The following is a 16,100-nucleotide window of genomic DNA, read 5'->3' on the forward strand; positions in this document are numbered from 1 at the left end:
GGGCACGTACGCCACGCGCGCGCGGCAGGCCTCCTTAGCTCAGATGGCCAGAGCAACGCACTTGTAATGCGTAGGTCGTCGGTTCGAATCCGACAGGGGGCTCGGGATTACGTCGTCGAGGGCGGCGCGGGACATCCGCGCCGCCCTCGGTCGTGGGCCTTCCGTTTCGGGGCTCAGCCGCGCTTTCCGAGGACGTCCAGTGCCTCGTCCGTCAGGCGGTACATCGTCCACTCGTCCTGCGGGCGCGCGCCCAGCGACTCGTAGAAGTCGATCGAGGGGCGGTTCCAGTTCAGGACGGACCACTCCAGGCGCTGGTAGCCGCGCTCCCGGCAGATCCGCGCCAGCTCCGTGAGCAGCGCCCTGCCGTGGCCGGCGCCGCGCGCGGTGGGGCGTACGTACAGGTCCTCCAGGTAGATGCCGTGGACGCCGCGCCAGGTCGAGAAGTTCAGGAACCACAGCGAGAAGCCGACGGGCTCGTCCGTGGTGTCGTCCACCGCCATGTGCGCGTACGCGGCCGGGTTCTCCCCGAACAGGGCCTCGCGCAGTTGTTCCGGCGTCGCCCTCGCCTCCTCCGGGACCTTCTCGTACGCGGCGAGTTCACGGACCAGGGCGTGGATGACGGGGATGTCGTCGGGGGTCGCGGTACGGATCATGCGGCGAGACTAGCTCCGGCGGTCCGGCGGACGCCGTCCCGCTCCAGACGGTCCGGGGCCGGTCGACAGCTGTTCTCGAGTTCCTCCGGGGAGTTCCGCGGGCTTCGCGCGTGACGCGGTCGGACCGTCCGGGATGTCGATCACATAAGGGACACTGACGGCATGGGTGAATCGGGTCATGCGTATTGACCGGGGCTTCCACAGGGTGTGGATGTACGTGCGCGGCGCCCCGGGCACGTACATCTGGCTGGCGATTCTCTTCATCACCACGGTGGCCATGCACCACATGTCTCCGGATTTCGAAGCGGACTTCCTGCGGCAGCGCTCGACGAACATCCATGAGCTGTCGAACAACCCGGTGCGGGTGCTGTTCGCCAGCGCGATGTGGATCGACGGCGGGCACTGGCTGCCGTACGCCGTTCTCTACACCGTCTTCCAGGCGCCGGCCGAACGCTGGCTCGGAACCGCCCGCTGGCTCGCGGTCAACGCGGCCGCGCACGTGCTGTCGACGCTGATCAGCGAGGGTGCGCTGCTGTGGGCGATCCGGCACGGCATGGCACCGCACTCCGCGGTCGACACCCTCGACATCGGGGTGAGCTACGCCCTGGCGGGGGTGATCGGCGTGCTCACGTACCGGATCGCGGCGCCCTGGCGGTACCCGTATCTGGTGATCGTGCTGGCGGTGTACGGGGTTCCGTTCCTGACCGCGCGCACCCTCACCGATCTCGGGCATTTCGCCTCCGTTCTGATCGGTCTCGCCTGTTATCCGCTGGTCAGAGGGCGCGGAAAAGCATGGAATCCGAAGGAGACAGTGGCCGCTCTTCGGGGTTAACGTCCAGCTCATGAGCGGTTCGGCGAGCAAGGTCGTGAACGGTGGCATCTCCTTCTGGTACGCGGACGACGGTCTGCCCGCACCCCGCGAGCCGCTGCCCGGTGACGCGTCCGCCGACGTCGTCGTGGTCGGCGGCGGCTACACGGGACTGTGGACGGCGTACTACCTGAAGAAGGCGGCGCCCTTCCTGCGCGTCACCGTCCTGGAGCAGAAGTTCTGCGGCTACGGCGCCTCGGGCCGCAACGGCGGCTGGCTCTACAACGGCATCGCCGGCCGCGACCGGTACGCGAAGCTGCACGGCCAGGAGGCGGCCGTACGCCTCCAGCAGGCCATGAACGACACCGTGGACGAGGTAGTCCGGGTGGCCGCCGAGGAGGGCATCGAGGCCGACATCCACCAGGGCGGCGTCCTCGAAGTGGCGTACACGCCCGCCCAACTGGCCCGGCTCAAGGCCTTCCACGCGCACGAGCTGTCGTACGGCGAGAAGGACCGCGAGCTGTACGGCGCGAAGGAGACCGCCGAGCGGATCCGGGTCGCGGACGCGGTGGGCTCGGCCTGGACCCCGCACGGGGCCCGGCTGCACCCGGTGAAGCTGGTCAAGGGCCTCGCCGCGGCCGTCGAGGCACTCGGCGTCACCATCCACGAGCAGACACCGGTGACCGAGATCCGCCCGAAGCACGCGGTGACGCCGTACGGCACCGTCCGCGCCCCCTACATCCTGCGCTGCACCGAGGGCTTCACCGCGAACCTCAAGGGCCAGAAGCGCACCTGGCTGCCCATGAACTCCTCCATGATCGCGACGGAGCCGCTGACCGCGGATCAGTGGGCGACGATCGGCTGGGAGGGCCGCGAGACGCTCGGCGACATGGCGCACGCGTACATGTACGCCCAGCGCACCGCCGACGACCGCATCGCGCTCGGCGGCCGGGGTGTCCCGTACCGCTTCGGATCGCGCACCGACAACGACGGCCGCACCCAGCAGGCGACCATCGACGCCCTGTACGAGATCCTCGTCCGCTTCTTCCCGTCGCTGACCGGCGTCCAGGTGGCCCACGCCTGGTCGGGCGTTCTCGGCGTCCCGCGCGACTGGTGCGCCACGGTCACCCTGGACCGCTCGACGGGCCTCGGCTGGGCCGGCGGCTACGTCGGTTCCGGCGTCGCCACCACCAACCTCGCCGCCCGCACCCTGCGCGACCTCGTGCAGCTGGACTCCGGCCAGGCGGGCACGACCGACCTGACCGCCCTGCCCTGGGTCGACCACAAGGTCCGCAAGTGGGAACCGGAGCCCTTCCGCTGGATCGGCGTCCACGGCATGTACGCGACCTACCGCACGGCCGACCGCCGCGAACTGACCACCCACAGCGCGGAGTCGTCCCGGCTGGCGCAGCTCGCGGACCGGTTGTCGGGGCGCCACTGAACAGGCACCGCCGGAGCGGTCAGCCCACGGACTCCGGGACCGCCGCGCCCGACGCGGCCTGCTTCGGGGCCTTCGCGGTGACCATGAGGCCCGCGACCAGGCCGGCCAGCAGCAGGATGCCGGTGGCCCACCAGAGGGCCACGGTGTAGCCGTGGACGACGCCCTCCCGGACGATCAGCGCCTTCTGGGCGGGATTGTGGAGATGGGCGGCGATGTACGCCGTGCTGGTGGTGGTCGCGATGGTGTTCAGCAGCGCCGTGCCGATCGAACCGCCCACCTGCTGCGAGGTGTTGACCGTCGCGGAGGTCACGCCCGCGTCCTGCGGGGCGACCCCGGCGGTCGCGGTGGCGAAGACCGGCATGAAGGTCAGGCCCATGCCGAGACCCGTCAGGAGCAGACCGGGCAGCAGTTGGCCCGCGTAGTCGGAGTCGACGGTCATCTGCGTGAAGATCACCATGCCGCTGGCGGCGAGGATCGTGCCCGGGACCATCAGCGTGCGCGGCGCCACTCGGGGCAGCAGCCGCGCCGAGATCTGCGTCGAACCGATGATGATCGCGACGGTCAGCGGCAGGAACGCGAGACCGGTCTTCACCGGCGAGTACCCGAGGACGACCTGGAGGTAGTAGGTCATGAACAGGAACATGCCGAACAGGGCGATGACGGCGAGCCCCATCGTCAGGAAGCAGCCCGCGCGGTTGCGGTCCTTGATGATGTGCAGCGGCAGGAGCGGGCTCGGCGCCCTGTTCTGCCACCACACGAACGCTGCCAGCAGCACGACGCCGCCCGCGATGAGGCCCAGCACCAACGAGTCCGTCCAGCCGCGCGAGTTCGCCTCGCTGACCCCGTAGACGATCGCCACCAGTCCGCCGCAGCCCAGCACCGCGCCGGGCACGTCGAGGTGGACGTTCTTGTGGCCCGGCCGGTCGCGCAGCAGCCCGAACGCGCCGATGACGGCGATGACCGCGATCGGGATGTTGACGTACAGGCACCAGCGCCAGTTCAGGTACTCCGTCAGCAGGCCGCCCACGATGAAGCCGATCGCGGCGCCCGAGCCCGCCAGCGCCCCGTAGATACCGAAGGCCTTACCGCGTTCCTTCGGATCGGTGAACGTCGTGGTCAGCAGGGACAGCGCGGAGGGCGCGAGCAGAGCGGCGAAGGCGCCCTGGAGGGCGCGGGCGGCGAAGAGCATGCCGGACGTGTTGGCCGCGCCGCCGATCCCGGAAGCGACGGCGAAGCCGATCAGCCCGATGACGAACGTGCGTTTGCGGCCGACGAGGTCGGCGATCCGGCCGCCGAGCAACAGCAGCCCGCCGAAGGCCAGCGTGTACGCCGTGATGACCCACTGCCGGTTGCCGTCGGACATGCCGAGGTCGTGCTGAGCGGAAGGGAGCGCGATGTTCACGATGGTCGCGTCCAGCACCACCATCAGCTGGGCGAGCGCGATGATCACCAGCGCCCACCAACGGTGGCGGTCGGGACCCACGGGCGCCTCTGGTTCACCTGTCCGGGTGACACTCACCCGGCCAGAAGACCATGGAACGGGATGAGTCGCATCTCCAGTCGGCGGGGCGTCGCGGGACGCCTTCCGTGGGTTCGTGGTCATGGTTCCAGCACCACCTTTCCGATCGTGGCCCTGTTCTCCAGGGCCCGGTGCGCGGCGGCCGCCTCGGCGAGCGGGAAGCGGGTGACGGCCGGGACGAGACGCCCGGCCGCGGCCTCGGCCAGGGCCCGCAGTTCCAGGGTCCGTACGGGGTCGGGGCCGCCCGCCTTCCGCATCATCACGGGGCCGAGCACCTGCTCGGACACCCCGTCCACGAGGTACGGGGAGCCGTCGCGGATGCCCTCGCCGGACCAGCCGAAGACGATGTGCCGGCCGCCGGGGCCGAGCAGGCCGACGGCGTCCCGCGCGACGGCGCCGCCGACGCCGTCGAGCACGACGGTCGCCGTCCGGCCGCCGAGGTGCGCGCGGACCTTCTCCGGCCAGCCTGGGTCGGTGTAGTCGACGGCCGGATCGGCGCCGTTCGCGCGGGCCCGCGCCACTTTCTCCGGGCCGCCCGCGAGGCCGACCACGGTCGCGCCCGCGTGGTGCGCGTACTGCACGAGCAGCGTGCCGATGCCGCCCGCGGCCGCGGGCACGACGACCACGGAGGACGGGCCGAACTCGGTGAACTGCACGATCCCCATGGCCGTACGGCCTGTTCCGATCATGGCGACGGCCTGCGCGAAGTCGAGGTTCCCGGGGATGTCGTGGAGGCGGTCGACGTCCCCGACGGCCAACTCGGCGTAGCCCCCGGGGGCGAAGCCGAGGTGGGCGACGACCCGCCTGCCGAGCCAGAGTCCGGCGACGCCCTCGCCGAGCGACTCCACGGTTCCGGCGACCTCACGGCCGGGGACGGTCGGCAGGGTGGCCGGCGCGGGCGCCGGGCCGCCCCGCATGCCCTCGCGCAGGGCGGCGTCCAGGAGATGGACGCCGGCGGCGGCCACGGCGATACGGACCTGGCCGGGCCCCGGTTCGGGGTCCTCGGTCCGCTCAAGGACGAGATTCTCGGCGGGGCCGAAGGCGTGCAACCGGATCGCGTGCATCAGCGCTCCTCAAAATTTACGAGGTCTATGCGGTCTATGCGGTCTATGCGGTCTGTGAGGTCAATGGGGTCTGTACGAGGCCTGCGAGACCCGTGGGGTCTGGCAGGCCCGCGAGACCCGCGAGACCCGTGGGGCGCCTCGCCAGGTCCGCGCACCGCCCACTCTTCAACCTCAAGCTTGCTTGAGGTCAAGGCGTTCCCGGATGCGCAGAGCCAGCGCCACGGCCTCCATCGCGCTGTTGAAGGAGACCTCCGAGAGCACGCCGGGGGCGGCGACCTGGTCGCCCACGAGGTAGACACCGTCGCCGCGGTCGACGCGCGGGCGGTCCCGCCAGCTGGTGCCGGGCAGGTCGACCGCGCCCGTACGGCCGTTCGCGACGCTCTCGCGCCGCCAGGTGACCCGCTCGCGCCAGCCCTCGAAGGCGAGGTCGAGCAGATGCTCGGCGCGGGCGACGCCGTCGGCCCCGGACTCCCCCGGGGCGATCGGGATCTGCCCCTGGAGGAGCTGCTCCCCGGCCGGGGCCAGGGTGCGGTCCCGGGCGGTGAACCGCTCGATCCAGCCCGGCGCGTCCAGGTCGGAGACCGCGAACGCGTCGCCGCGCCGGCTCCGCAGGGCCAGGTCGACGAGGGCCGTACGGCCGCTCGTCCAGGTCAGCGACGCGTCCTTGAGGAGGCGGCGGGCGGAGGCGAGCGAGGTGGCGACGACGACCGGACCCCGGTCCACGGGGAGGGCGTCCACCCGGGCCAGCGTCTCCATCCGTACGCCGAGGTTCCAGGCCCGCGCCGCCATCCGGTCGATGACGTTCGCCCAGCCGCCCCGGGGGCAGTGCGCCTCCGGCGGCAGTCTCATGGCCCGGCGCAACCGCTCCTGCACGAACGCCGCGGACAGCGAACCGGGATCGTGATGGAAGAGGGCGACCGCGGAGTAGTGGGCGGCCGCCCGCGCGCCCTCGGCTCCCGCCTGCCCGGTCGCCCAGGTCATGAAGTCGACGTCCACCGGCGCCTGTTGGGAGGAGCGCCGCAGCAGCTTGAGCATCGCGAAGGGCGGGGTGCGGCGCAGCGCGCCCTTGTGGTGCAGCCGCAGCCGGGCGGCCTCCATGGGCGGGATCGGGGCGAGCGCGCCGATCAGGTCCCGCTGTTTGAGCCATGTCCAGTGCGGACCGGCGCTGTAGAGGGCGTGCGGCCCCTCGTTCGTCCGGTACGGCCCCTCGGCGGTCCGCGCCCGCCCGCCGAGGGTGTGGTGCGCTTCGTACACGGTGACCTTGGCGCCCGCCTCGGCGGCGGTGATGGCGGCGGTCAGTCCGGCGAAGCCGCCGCCGATGACGGTGATGCGGTGCATGGCTGGAGGTCTCCTCTGCTCGGGGTCCGACGGGGCTCTGACAGCAGGCCTTCCTGTGAGTAGGACCGTTGAAGGACCCCGGAATGTGACATGTGCCGGGTTTCCGCAGGCCAGGGCGATTGTCAGTGGGGGCGGGCAGGATGGGGGCATGGCGAGGAGAGCGGCGGGCGGGCGCGGTGGGACCGGCGCGAAGGCGCCGGGGACGGGGCTGAAGGCGGCACGGCGGCCGGAGGTGCGGCTGCCGGTGCTGGAGCCGTACGACGGCGCGGAGTTGGAGCCGGACGGCGACTACGACGGGCTGGAGTTCCGCGAGGTGGACTTCGCCGGACAGGACGGCGGGGGAGCCCGCTTCATGGACTGCGCCCTGACGGGCTGCGCGCTGGACGAGACGCGCCTTCACCACGCGCGCGTGCTGGACTCGGTCCTGACGGGCATACGGGGCGTGGGCACCGATCTCGCCGAGTCGACGCTGCGTGACGTCGAGGTGATCGACGCCCGCCTCGGCGGAGTGCAGCTGCACGGCTCCGTCCTGGAGCGGGTGCTGGTGCGCGGCGGGAAGATCGACTATCTGAATCTGCGCAAGGCGAGGCTCAAGGACGTCGTCTTCGAGGGCTGCGTCCTGGTCGAGCCGGACTTCGGGGGCGCCCGTCTGGAGCGGGTGGAGTTCGTGGACTGCGTCCTGAAGGGAGCGGACCTCACCGAGGCCACCCTCACGGACGTGGACCTGCGCGCGGCGGCGGAGCTGGACATCGCGCGGGGCGTGGACCGGCTCGCGGGCGCGGTCATCAGCACCCACCAGCTGCTCGATCTGGCGCCCGTACTGGCGGCGGCGCTGGGGGTACGGGTGGACGGGGGCGCGGAGGGGGTCTGAGAGCCAGAGCCCCCTGGGCCTCTGGTCTACACCGTCTAGGAGACGCGCGGGAAGCGGGCCTGGAGGGTCCAGATCGCCGGGTTCTCGGCGAGGTCGTCGTGCAGGTCGGTGAGGTCCGCGAGCAGGTCGTGCAGGAAGTCGCGGGCCTCGCGGCGGAGCTCGGTGTGGGAGAAGGTCAGCGGCTCCTCGTCGCCCGGCATCCAGTCGGCCTCGATGTCCACCCAGCCGAAGCGGCGCTCGAAAAGCATGCGGTCGGTCGACTCGGTGAAGTCCAGCTCCGCCTGCTGAGGGCGGGAGGCACGGCTGCCGAGCGGGTCGCGGTCGAGCTGCTCCACGATGTCGCACAGCGCCCACGCGAAGTCGAGCACCGGCACCCATCCCCAGCCCGTGGACACCTCCCGGTCCGCCTTGGTGTCGGCGAGGTAGACGTCACCGCAGAACAGGTCGTGCCGCAGCGCGTGGACGTCAGCGCGGCGGTAGTCGGTCTGCGGGGGGTCGGGGAAGCGATTGGAGAGGGCGTAGCCGATGTCGAGCACGTAGGTGATGGTGTCACGCCGGGCGTGCCGCTTCCCGCTCGGCGGTTTCCGGCCACCCTCGGGCTCGCGGAGGGCCTGTCGGAGCGGCGCCGCCTAGGATCGCTGATGTGCCCCGATCTTCCGCCACCGTCCCCTTTGCCCTGGCCCTCTCGCTCGTTCTCGGCCTCACCGCCTGCGGTGGGGACGACGTGCACGGCAAGCCCGGCGCGTCCGGTGTCGGCGACCCGTACTTCCCGAAGATGGGCAACGGCGGGTACGACGTCACGCACTACGGACTGACTCTCTCCTACGACCCGCGGGGCAAGCGGCTGAAGGGGACGGCCGAGATCACCGCGCGGGCCCTCCAGGACCTCAGCGCCTTCCATCTCGACCTGTCGGGGCTGAACGTCTCCGACGTCACCGTCGAGGGCCGGAGCGCCCGGTGGAGCCGGGCGGGCCAGGAGCTGACCGTGCGCCCGCGCGACGACCTCGACAAGGGGGAGACGTTCCGCGCGACGGTCCGCTACTCCGGCACCCCCAGGACGATCACCGACCCCGACACCTCCGAGGAGGGCTGGCTGCGCACGGCCGACGGCGCCCTCGCCCTCGGGGAGCCCACGGGGTCGATGGCCTGGTTCCCCGGCAACCACCACCCCGTCGACAAGGCGGCGTACGACATCGGCATCACCGTCCCGGAGGGCTTCCAGGCCGTCTCCAACGGCGAGTTGACGAGCGAGACGACCGCCAAGGGCCGTACGACATACGCCTGGCACTCGGCCGAACCGATGGCGAGCTATGTGGCGACGCTCGCGATCGGCAGATACGACATCACCCGCTCGACGGCGAAGAACGGGCTGCCGGTGTACGTGGCGGTGGACCCGACCCAGTCGAAGGCGAGCAAGAAGGTGCTCGCGGGGATCCCCGAGATCCTGGACTGGGAGGAGTACAACTTCGGCCCCTATCCCTTCTCCTCCACCGGGGCGATCGTGGACCGCGGCGACGACGCGGGCTATGCCCTGGAGACCCAGACGCGCCCCGTCTTCCCCGGCGCCCCCGACACCAAGACCCTGGTCCATGAACTGGCCCACCAGTGGTTCGGCGACTCGGTCACCCCGAAGTCCTGGCGGGACATGTGGCTCAACGAGGGGTTCGCCACCTACGCGGAGTGGCTGTGGCAGGAGGACCACGACGGCGACACCGCCGACGAGATCTTCAACTCCCTTTACCAGGGCGACTACTACGAACCGGCCGACAACAGCGAGATCTGGGCCTACCCGCCCGCCGAGCCGCCCAGCGCCGCGGTGATCTCCGACCCGCCCGTCTACTACCGCGGCGCGATGGTGCTGCACAAGATCCGCCAACTGGTGGGCGACGACACCTTCTACGACATCGTCCAGGGCTGGGCCGCCACCCACCGCCATGCGAACGCGAACACGGCCGAGTTCACCGCGTACGTCGAGAAGACCGCGCCGGACAAGGACTTCAGCGGGATCTGGAAGGACTGGCTGTACGGAAAGGGCAAGCCCGACCACCCGTGAGCCGCCGGGCGGCACGAGCATCACGCCTTCGGGCGGCACGAGCGCCACGGCCGTCGGGCATCGCGAGCGGCGCGGCCGCATGAGAGGAGCCCCCGGCCGAAGTCGGGGGCTCCTCTCGACGTGCGGGTGCTCAGGCTCAGACGCTGACGCCGAAGTCCTGCGCGATACCCGCCAGGCCCGAGGCGTAGCCCTGGCCGACCGCGCGGAACTTCCACTCCGCGCCGTTGCGGTAGAGCTCGCCGAAGACCATGGCGGTCTCGGTGGCCGCGTCCTCGGAGAGGTCGTAGCGGGCGATCTCGGTGCCGCCGGCCTGGTTGACGATGCGGATGTAGGCGTTGCGGACCTGGCCGAAGTTCTGCGTGCGGGTCTCCGCGTCGTAGATGGAGACCGGGAAGACGATCTTCTCGACGTCGGCGGGGAGGCCCGCCAGGTTGACGTTGATCGCCTCGTCGTCGCCGGCGCCCTCGCCCGTCCGGTTGTCACCGGTGTGGACGATGGTCTGGTCCGGGGTCTGCTTGTTGTTGAAGAAGACGAAGTGGGCGTCCGAGTAGACCTTGCCCTGGGGGTTGACCGCGATGGCCGAGGCGTCGAGGTCGAACTCGGTGCCCGTGGTGGTGCGGACATCCCAGCCGAGGCCCACGGTGACGGCGGTCAGGCCCGGAGCCTCCTTGGTGAGCGAGACGTTGCCACCCTTGGACAGGCTTACAGCCATTGTTGGGAGTCCCTTCCCTCGTGACGTACGGGCTTCGTACTGGGGACGAAGCTACCGTCACCTCTATGAACGCCAAGGGGGGTCCCTGAGGTTCCGCCTGTCTTTACTTTCTTTACCTAGGAGCCGCACATCACCCGGACAGACGCTGAAAACCGGGTGACGCGGACCGGACAGGCACGGGACCATGAACACATGTCCGGTCCTTATGTCATCCGCGGCTCCGTCTCCCTGCCCGAGGCCGAGCTCATGTGGCGTTTCTCGCGCTCGGGCGGGCCGGGCGGGCAGCACGTCAACACGAGCGACACCCAGGTCGAGCTCCGGTTCGACCTCGCGAACACCGAGGCGCTGCCGCCCGTGTGGAAGGACCGTGCCCTCGCGAAGCTGGAGGGGCGGCTCGTCGACGGGGTCATCAGCGTCCGCGCCTCCGAGCACCGCTCCCAGTGGCGCAACCGGGAGACGGCCGCCGTGCGCCTCGCCTCGCTGCTCGCCGAGGCCACCGCGCCGCCGCCCAAGCCGCGCCGCGCCACCCGCATCCCCCGCGGCATCAACGAACGCCGCCTGCGCGAGAAGAAGCAGCGCTCCGACACCAAGCGCGGCCGCACCGGACGCGACTGGGGGTAGGCCCCGGTCCGGTCCGGCTGCCGCATCGCATCGGCTCGGCGGTCGCGTCCGTCGGCTGTCGCCCGGCCCGGCTGTCACATCTGTGCCCCGCGGTCCGTCAACGCCATGACGGCATGCGACGAGGAGTGGTGACCAGCGATGAGCGACAGCGCCCATGAGGACTTCCCGGAGGACGGGCAGGCGCGGGACGGGCGGATGCCGGACGGTGGCGGAGGGCAGGCGCGGGACGGCGGCGACTTCCTCGCGGCTCGGTTCGAGAGCCACCGACCCCATCTGCGCGCCGTCGCCTACCGCATGCTCGGCTCGCTCGCCGAGGCCGACGACGCGGTGCAGGAGGCGTGGCTGAAGCTCAGCCGGGCCGACTCCGGCCGGGTCGGCAATCTCGGGGGCTGGCTGACGACCGTGGTGGGGCGGGTCTGCCTGGACATGTTGCGTTCGCGCAGGACCCGCCGGGAGGAGCCGCTGGAGCCGTCGGCGGAGGGGCAGGGGGTGCGGATGCCCGAGCCGGTGCTCAGTTCCGTCAGCGGCGTCGACCCGGAGCAGGAGGCGTTGCTCGCCGACTCGGTCGGCCTCGCCCTGCTCGTCGTCCTGGAGACGCTGACACCCGCGGAGCGGCTCTCCTTCGTCCTGCACGACCTGTTCGGCGTGCCCTTCGACGAGATCGCGCCCATCGTGGGCCGTACGCCCGCGGCGTCCCGGCAACTGGCCAGCCGGGCCCGTCGCCGGGTGCAGGGCGGCGCACCGGTGTCCGACGCCGATCCCGCCCAGCAGCGGGAGGTCGTCGAGGCGTTTCTCGCGGCGGCCCGTGACGGCGACTTCGATGCGCTCGTCGCCGTCCTGGACCCGGATGTCGTGGCCCGCTCGGAGGGAGGCGTGACGGCCGGAGCGATCGCCGTCGCGTCCGGCGCGAGCAGCTTCGCGCACCTGGCCCGCATCGCGCGGCCCGCCCTCGTCAACGGCGTCGCGGGTGTCGTGGTGATCTCCGAGGGGCGCCCGGCCGGCGTTCTCGCCTTCACAGTCGTACACGGCAGGATCGCCGTGATCGACATCGTCAACGACCCCGAGCGACTGGCCGGCCTCGACGTCACGGTTCTGGACCGCTGAGGCGCTCGCCCGGTCGGGGCCGCTTCAGCCCAGTTGGCGGTAGCGGCCCTTGAAGTACGCCAGGGGGCCGCCGTCCGCGCTCGGCACGTGGGCCGTCAGGACGCGGGCGATGACGAGGGTGTGGTCGCCCGCGGGCACCCGCTGCTCGGTGCGGCACTCCAGGGTCGCCAGGGCGCCGCGCATCAGGAGGGCCCCGGACGCCTCGCCGCGGACGTACGGGATGTCCTCGAAGAGGAGCCGGTCGCTGATGCGGCCCTTCATGGCGAAGCGGCCCGCGATGTGGCGCTGGCTCTCCGAGAGCACGGAGACGCCCCACAGGGGCTGTTCGTCGAGCAGGTCGTCCATCCGGGAGCCCTCGCGCAGGCTGACCATGACGAGCGGCGGGTCCAGGGAGACGGACATGAAGGCGGTCGCGGTCATGCCGACGTCCTCGCCGCCCGGCCCGTCGGGGGCCAGCGCGGGCTCGTGCGCGGTCACCAGGACCACGCCCGCGGCCAGCCGGGTCATGGCGGCGCGGAACTCGTCGTTGCTCACCCCCTCAGCATGCACGGACGGGGCGAGGGGGAGGGCAGGGGGAGTGGTGAGCACGCCGAAACGCTAGTCTCCGCTCCCGGGGCGGCACATCGGACCTCGGCCCGAACCGGGACCTAGGTCCGGGGGCGGAGAGGACACGGAAGCGGGGCGGACGGGAGCGGGAGCGGGGACGGCCGTACTCTCATCCGTACTCATCCAGTGGGCGCAAGCGTGCACAGCTTCTGCACAGTCGTCCAACAATGCGTTCAGTAAATGCACGCTGAAATGCAGAAACTCCACTCAATTGCTCATCTTCCGCTGTGACTTGAGTCACAGGGCCGATATTTTGTTGACCCTGTGTACCGAGTGGGCAGCGCGCTGTGATTCAGTGTCGGGGACGTTGCACAGGAAGCTACCAAGCAGTACGGCGTAAAGCCGTTCACGGAGAGCACCGAGCAGTCAGCACGGAACCGAAGAGCACCTAGTACGCCGAGAGAACCCTGGAGTTGCTGCGAGGTCTCGAGGGGAGGGCGAATGGAGACCGAGTCGGAGCCCTACGTCCGTCTTGCGACCCTGCGGCAGCTGCACCAGGTGATGGCGGACATGAACACCGCCCGCAGCCTGGCCGACACGCTGCAGACCGTCGCCGACGGCGTGGTCACCGGGCTCGGCTACGAGCTGGCGTGCGTCAACCTCGTACGCCCCGACGGCGACCTCGTCGCCGCCGCTCTCGCCGGCAACCCCGCGGCCGAGGCCCTCATCACCGGCCGGGTCGGCTCCCGCGCCTCCTGGGACCGCCGGCTGACCATGGGCGAGGCCTGGGGCGACCTCCGGTTCATACCGCACACCGAGGGCTGGGTCCTCGACGAGGACGACGTCCCGCAGTGGTACACCGACGGTCCCGCGCCCCGCTTCGAGGACGAGTGGCACCCCTCCGACCGCCTCTTCGCGCCGATGTACACCCCGAACGTCTCCGGCAACGGCCACGGCGAGCTGATCGGCGTGCTGTCCGTGGACCGGCCGCGCAACGGCCGCAGGCCGGGCGCCTGGGGGCGCGAAGCGCTCCAGATGTACGCGTTCCAGGCCGCCATCGCGATCAGCAATGCGCGTCTACGCGCGAATATGCAGCGCGCACTGGTCCGCCTGGAGCGTGAGCAGCAGGCCCTGCGCGCCAGCGAGGAGTCCTTCCGGCAGGCCTTCGAGTACGCGCCCTCCGGCATGGCGATCGCCGAGATGGGGGGCGACCAGCACGGCCGCATCCTGCGGACCAACGACGCCCTGTGCCGGCTCCTCGGCCGGCCCGCCTCCGCGATGCGCCGCTACTCCTTCTCCGACCTCGTGCACCCCGAGGACATCGGCACCCTGCTGCGGACCTCCGCCGAGGGCGGCCGGGCCGAGCTGCGGCTCGGGCGCCGCGACGGCACCTACGTCTGGGTCCACCTGCGCAACTCCGTCGTCGCGGACGCCGCCGACGGCCCCCGCTTCCTGCTCACCCACGTCGAGGACATCGAGGAGCGCAAGCGCCGTGAGCTCCAGCTCGCGCACCGCGCCTCGCACGACGCGCTCACGGGCCTGCCCAACTCCGCCGAGCTGCGTTCCCGGCTCAGCTCCCGCCTCTGCCAGCGCCCGCAGTCCCTGCCGCCCGGCGCGGTCGCCTCGCTGGACGCGGCGTACGGGCACGGGGACTTCCCGGAGCTGCCGGGCGGCGACTACGACGGCAACGGCCTCCCCGCCTACGAGGGGCACGGGCACGGCTTCGACTTCGACTCCGGCGCGGAGGCGTTCGACGCCTTCGACCACCATGTGCACACCATCGCGCCCGAGGGTGAGACGGACGACGGCACCAAGGGGCTCGCGGTGCTCTTCTGCGACCTCGACGGCTTCAAGTCGATCAACGACCGGTTCGGGCACAACGCGGGTGACGAGGTTCTCATCGAGGTCGCCCGTCGCCTGACCCACGGGGTCCGGGACGGTGACACGGTGGCCCGGCTCGGCGGCGACGAGTTCGTGGTGCTCGCCGACGGTCTCGGCCGGGCGGACGCCCAGGACCTCGCCGTACGCCTGCGGAACGCGATCATTCCTCCCATCAGGGTCGATGGGCGGGCCGTCCGAGTGGGCGCGAGTTTCGGCATCGGATGGGCCCACTGCGGCATGACGGCGGACGAGGTGTTGAAATCCGCTGACGAACGGATGTACGTCGAGAAACGGTCTCGTCCCAAACAGCACAGGCGTGCTGGATAACACGCAGGTCAGTAGGTCGATGCGGTGAAGGCCCCCCGTTTGGTCCAGGGAAACCGGGTAGGCTCGCCAATCATTCGTGTACCGCATCAGAACCGCACCCGCTGAGGAGACCAAGGGATGACGCCCGGCAACAACGGCGCGAGCACGCCCGAGGACGACGACCCGTTCGGCTATCTGTACGCCGATGGTCAGGCCAACGGAGCCACGCCGCCCTCTGGAGGCGGTGGCTACGGCTACCCGGGCTCGGTCAACCGGGTGCGGGCTGTCGGCGAGCGCAAGTACGGCCAGCAGACCGCTCAGGGCGCCTACGGCCAGCAGGCTCCCACCACCCCGTACGGCCAGGTGCCGCAGCAGGCCGGCCACGGCCAGCAGAACGCTCACTACGCGGCCCCCGAGACCGTCCCCGGCGGCGCGCAGACGGCGCGCACGCCGATGCCCGGTCACGGTGACGGCGGCGGACGTGGCCGTGGCCCCAACACCAAGGGTCTGCTCATCGGCGCGATCGCCGTGGTCGCCGCCGTCGTGATCGGCATCGCCATCGCCATGACGGGCGGCGGCGGGGACGACGACAAGGGCGACAACCAGGCGGACACGACCCCGACGGCCTCCCAGAGCGCCGCGCCGACCCAGGAGGAGTCGAAGGGCGCCGACGAGCCCGCGGAGCTCCCCAAGGTCGACGCGAAGGCGCTGAAGCTGGGCAACGGCGTGACGACGGCCTTCGACGTCCAGGGCGCCCAGTCCGACGGCGGGGTCTACGTGGCCGGACTGAACAATCCGGGCGCCTCGGTGACCTGGACGTTCAACGGCATCCCCGAGGACGGCGCCTACACCGTGTTCGCGCGCTACAGCGTGCCCGGCCAGGACGCGTCGATGACGCTCACCGTCAACGGCAAGGCTTTCGGCTCCAAGCTGAGCATGGAGAACTACGCGCACGCCGCCGAGGGCGACTTCGCCAAGGGCTGGACGACGACCTATGCGTGGCCCACCCTCAACAAGGGCACCAACACGATCACCCTCTCCTGCGGGGACGGCGACAGCTGCAACATACTGCTCGACCAGCTCTCCCTGAAGAAGGGGCAGGTCAAGAGGTAGTCCCGCAAACGCTCCCGTGGGCCGTGCGGGGCCCTGCGGGACCACGGGTGATCAGGGGCGGTCCCAGGGC

Annotated in this window: 15 protein-coding genes and 1 tRNA gene; 9 read left to right on the plus strand and 7 right to left on the minus strand. The window is 71.1% G+C overall.

From position 1 onward, the window contains the following. The first annotated feature begins 28 nt into the window (after positions 1–28). A tRNA-Thr gene (locus ABZX90_RS37580) sits at positions 29–102 on the plus strand. A 71-nt stretch (positions 103–173) separates the two neighbouring features. On the opposite strand, the gene ABZX90_RS37585 is transcribed toward ABZX90_RS37580, so the two are convergent. Beyond that, the gene (locus ABZX90_RS37585) at positions 174–653 is read right to left on the minus strand and encodes a GNAT family N-acetyltransferase (RefSeq protein ID WP_351120710.1); all 480 of its coding nucleotides are present in this window, start codon (positions 651–653) and stop codon (positions 174–176) included. A 178-nt stretch (positions 654–831) separates the two neighbouring features. On the opposite strand from ABZX90_RS37585, the gene ABZX90_RS37590 reads away from it, so the two are divergent. Continuing rightward, positions 832–1,485, plus strand: a complete 654-nt coding sequence (locus ABZX90_RS37590; protein ID WP_355212731.1) for a rhomboid-like protein — start codon at positions 832–834, stop codon at positions 1,483–1,485. A gap of 10 nt (positions 1,486–1,495) precedes the next feature. After that, the gene (locus ABZX90_RS37595; RefSeq protein WP_355212734.1) at positions 1,496–2,902 is read left to right on the plus strand and encodes an FAD-dependent oxidoreductase; all 1,407 of its coding nucleotides are present in this window, start codon (positions 1,496–1,498) and stop codon (positions 2,900–2,902) included. A gap of 19 nt (positions 2,903–2,921) precedes the next feature. Here ABZX90_RS37595 and ABZX90_RS37600 read toward each other — a convergent pair whose 3' ends face one another. The 3 genes from ABZX90_RS37600 to ABZX90_RS37610 form a co-directional block, all read right to left on the minus strand. After that, positions 2,922–4,421 carry an MFS transporter gene (locus ABZX90_RS37600; RefSeq protein ID WP_355212736.1) on the minus strand — a complete coding sequence of 500 codons (1,500 nt, stop codon included), beginning with the start codon at positions 4,419–4,421 and terminating at the stop codon, positions 2,922–2,924. An 80-nt stretch (positions 4,422–4,501) separates the two neighbouring features. After that, entirely contained in the window at positions 4,502–5,485 is a 984-nt protein-coding gene (locus tag ABZX90_RS37605; protein WP_355212738.1) for a zinc-binding dehydrogenase, read from the minus strand. Between the two features lie 171 nt (positions 5,486–5,656). Beyond that, complete coding sequence (locus tag ABZX90_RS37610; protein ID WP_355212740.1) at positions 5,657–6,823, minus strand: FAD-dependent oxidoreductase; 1,167 nt, start codon at positions 6,821–6,823, stop codon at positions 5,657–5,659. Between the two features lie 148 nt (positions 6,824–6,971). On the opposite strand from ABZX90_RS37610, the gene ABZX90_RS37615 reads away from it, so the two are divergent. Continuing rightward, positions 6,972–7,694: a pentapeptide repeat-containing protein gene (locus ABZX90_RS37615; protein ID WP_351120698.1), complete on the plus strand. Its 723-nt coding sequence runs from the start codon at positions 6,972–6,974 to the stop codon at positions 7,692–7,694. 35 nt (positions 7,695–7,729) lie between these two features. Here the strand turns inward: ABZX90_RS37615 and ABZX90_RS37620 are convergent, their stop codons facing one another. Then, positions 7,730–8,230, minus strand: coding sequence for a hypothetical protein (locus tag ABZX90_RS37620; RefSeq protein WP_351120696.1), 501 nt, complete (start codon positions 8,228–8,230; stop codon positions 7,730–7,732). A gap of 107 nt (positions 8,231–8,337) precedes the next feature. On the opposite strand from ABZX90_RS37620, the gene ABZX90_RS37625 reads away from it, so the two are divergent. Then, positions 8,338–9,747: a M1 family metallopeptidase gene (locus ABZX90_RS37625; RefSeq protein ID WP_351120694.1), complete on the plus strand. Its 1,410-nt coding sequence runs from the start codon at positions 8,338–8,340 to the stop codon at positions 9,745–9,747. A 136-nt stretch (positions 9,748–9,883) separates the two neighbouring features. On the opposite strand, the gene ABZX90_RS37630 is transcribed toward ABZX90_RS37625, so the two are convergent. After that, on the minus strand, positions 9,884–10,459 hold the full coding sequence (locus ABZX90_RS37630; RefSeq protein WP_351120692.1) for a TerD family protein: 576 nt from the start codon (positions 10,457–10,459) through the stop codon (positions 9,884–9,886). Between the two features lie 192 nt (positions 10,460–10,651). On the opposite strand from ABZX90_RS37630, the gene arfB reads away from it, so the two are divergent. Then, positions 10,652–11,080, plus strand: coding sequence for an alternative ribosome rescue aminoacyl-tRNA hydrolase ArfB (gene arfB, locus ABZX90_RS37635; protein ID WP_351120690.1), 429 nt, complete (start codon positions 10,652–10,654; stop codon positions 11,078–11,080). A gap of 195 nt (positions 11,081–11,275) precedes the next feature. Continuing rightward, a complete protein-coding gene (locus tag ABZX90_RS37640; protein ID WP_355212780.1) occupies positions 11,276–12,184 on the plus strand; it encodes a sigma-70 family RNA polymerase sigma factor in 909 nt (302 codons plus the stop codon). 24 nt (positions 12,185–12,208) lie between these two features. Here the strand turns inward: ABZX90_RS37640 and ABZX90_RS37645 are convergent, their stop codons facing one another. Further along, positions 12,209–12,772, minus strand: a complete 564-nt coding sequence (locus ABZX90_RS37645; RefSeq protein ID WP_351120688.1) for a flavin reductase family protein — start codon at positions 12,770–12,772, stop codon at positions 12,209–12,211. A 459-nt stretch (positions 12,773–13,231) separates the two neighbouring features. Between ABZX90_RS37645 and cdgB the strand changes: the two genes are divergently transcribed. Further along, a complete protein-coding gene (cdgB, locus tag ABZX90_RS37650) occupies positions 13,232–14,938 on the plus strand; it encodes a diguanylate cyclase CdgB (RefSeq protein WP_351120686.1) in 1,707 nt (568 codons plus the stop codon). A 117-nt stretch (positions 14,939–15,055) separates the two neighbouring features. After that, positions 15,056–16,030, plus strand: a complete 975-nt coding sequence (locus tag ABZX90_RS37655; protein WP_355212744.1) for a carbohydrate-binding protein — start codon at positions 15,056–15,058, stop codon at positions 16,028–16,030. Positions 16,031–16,100: the final 70 nt, after the last annotated feature.

The sequence above is a fragment of the Streptomyces sp. NPDC002935 genome, from assembly GCF_040611295.1.
Taxonomy (GTDB): domain Bacteria; phylum Actinomycetota; class Actinomycetes; order Streptomycetales; family Streptomycetaceae; genus Streptomyces.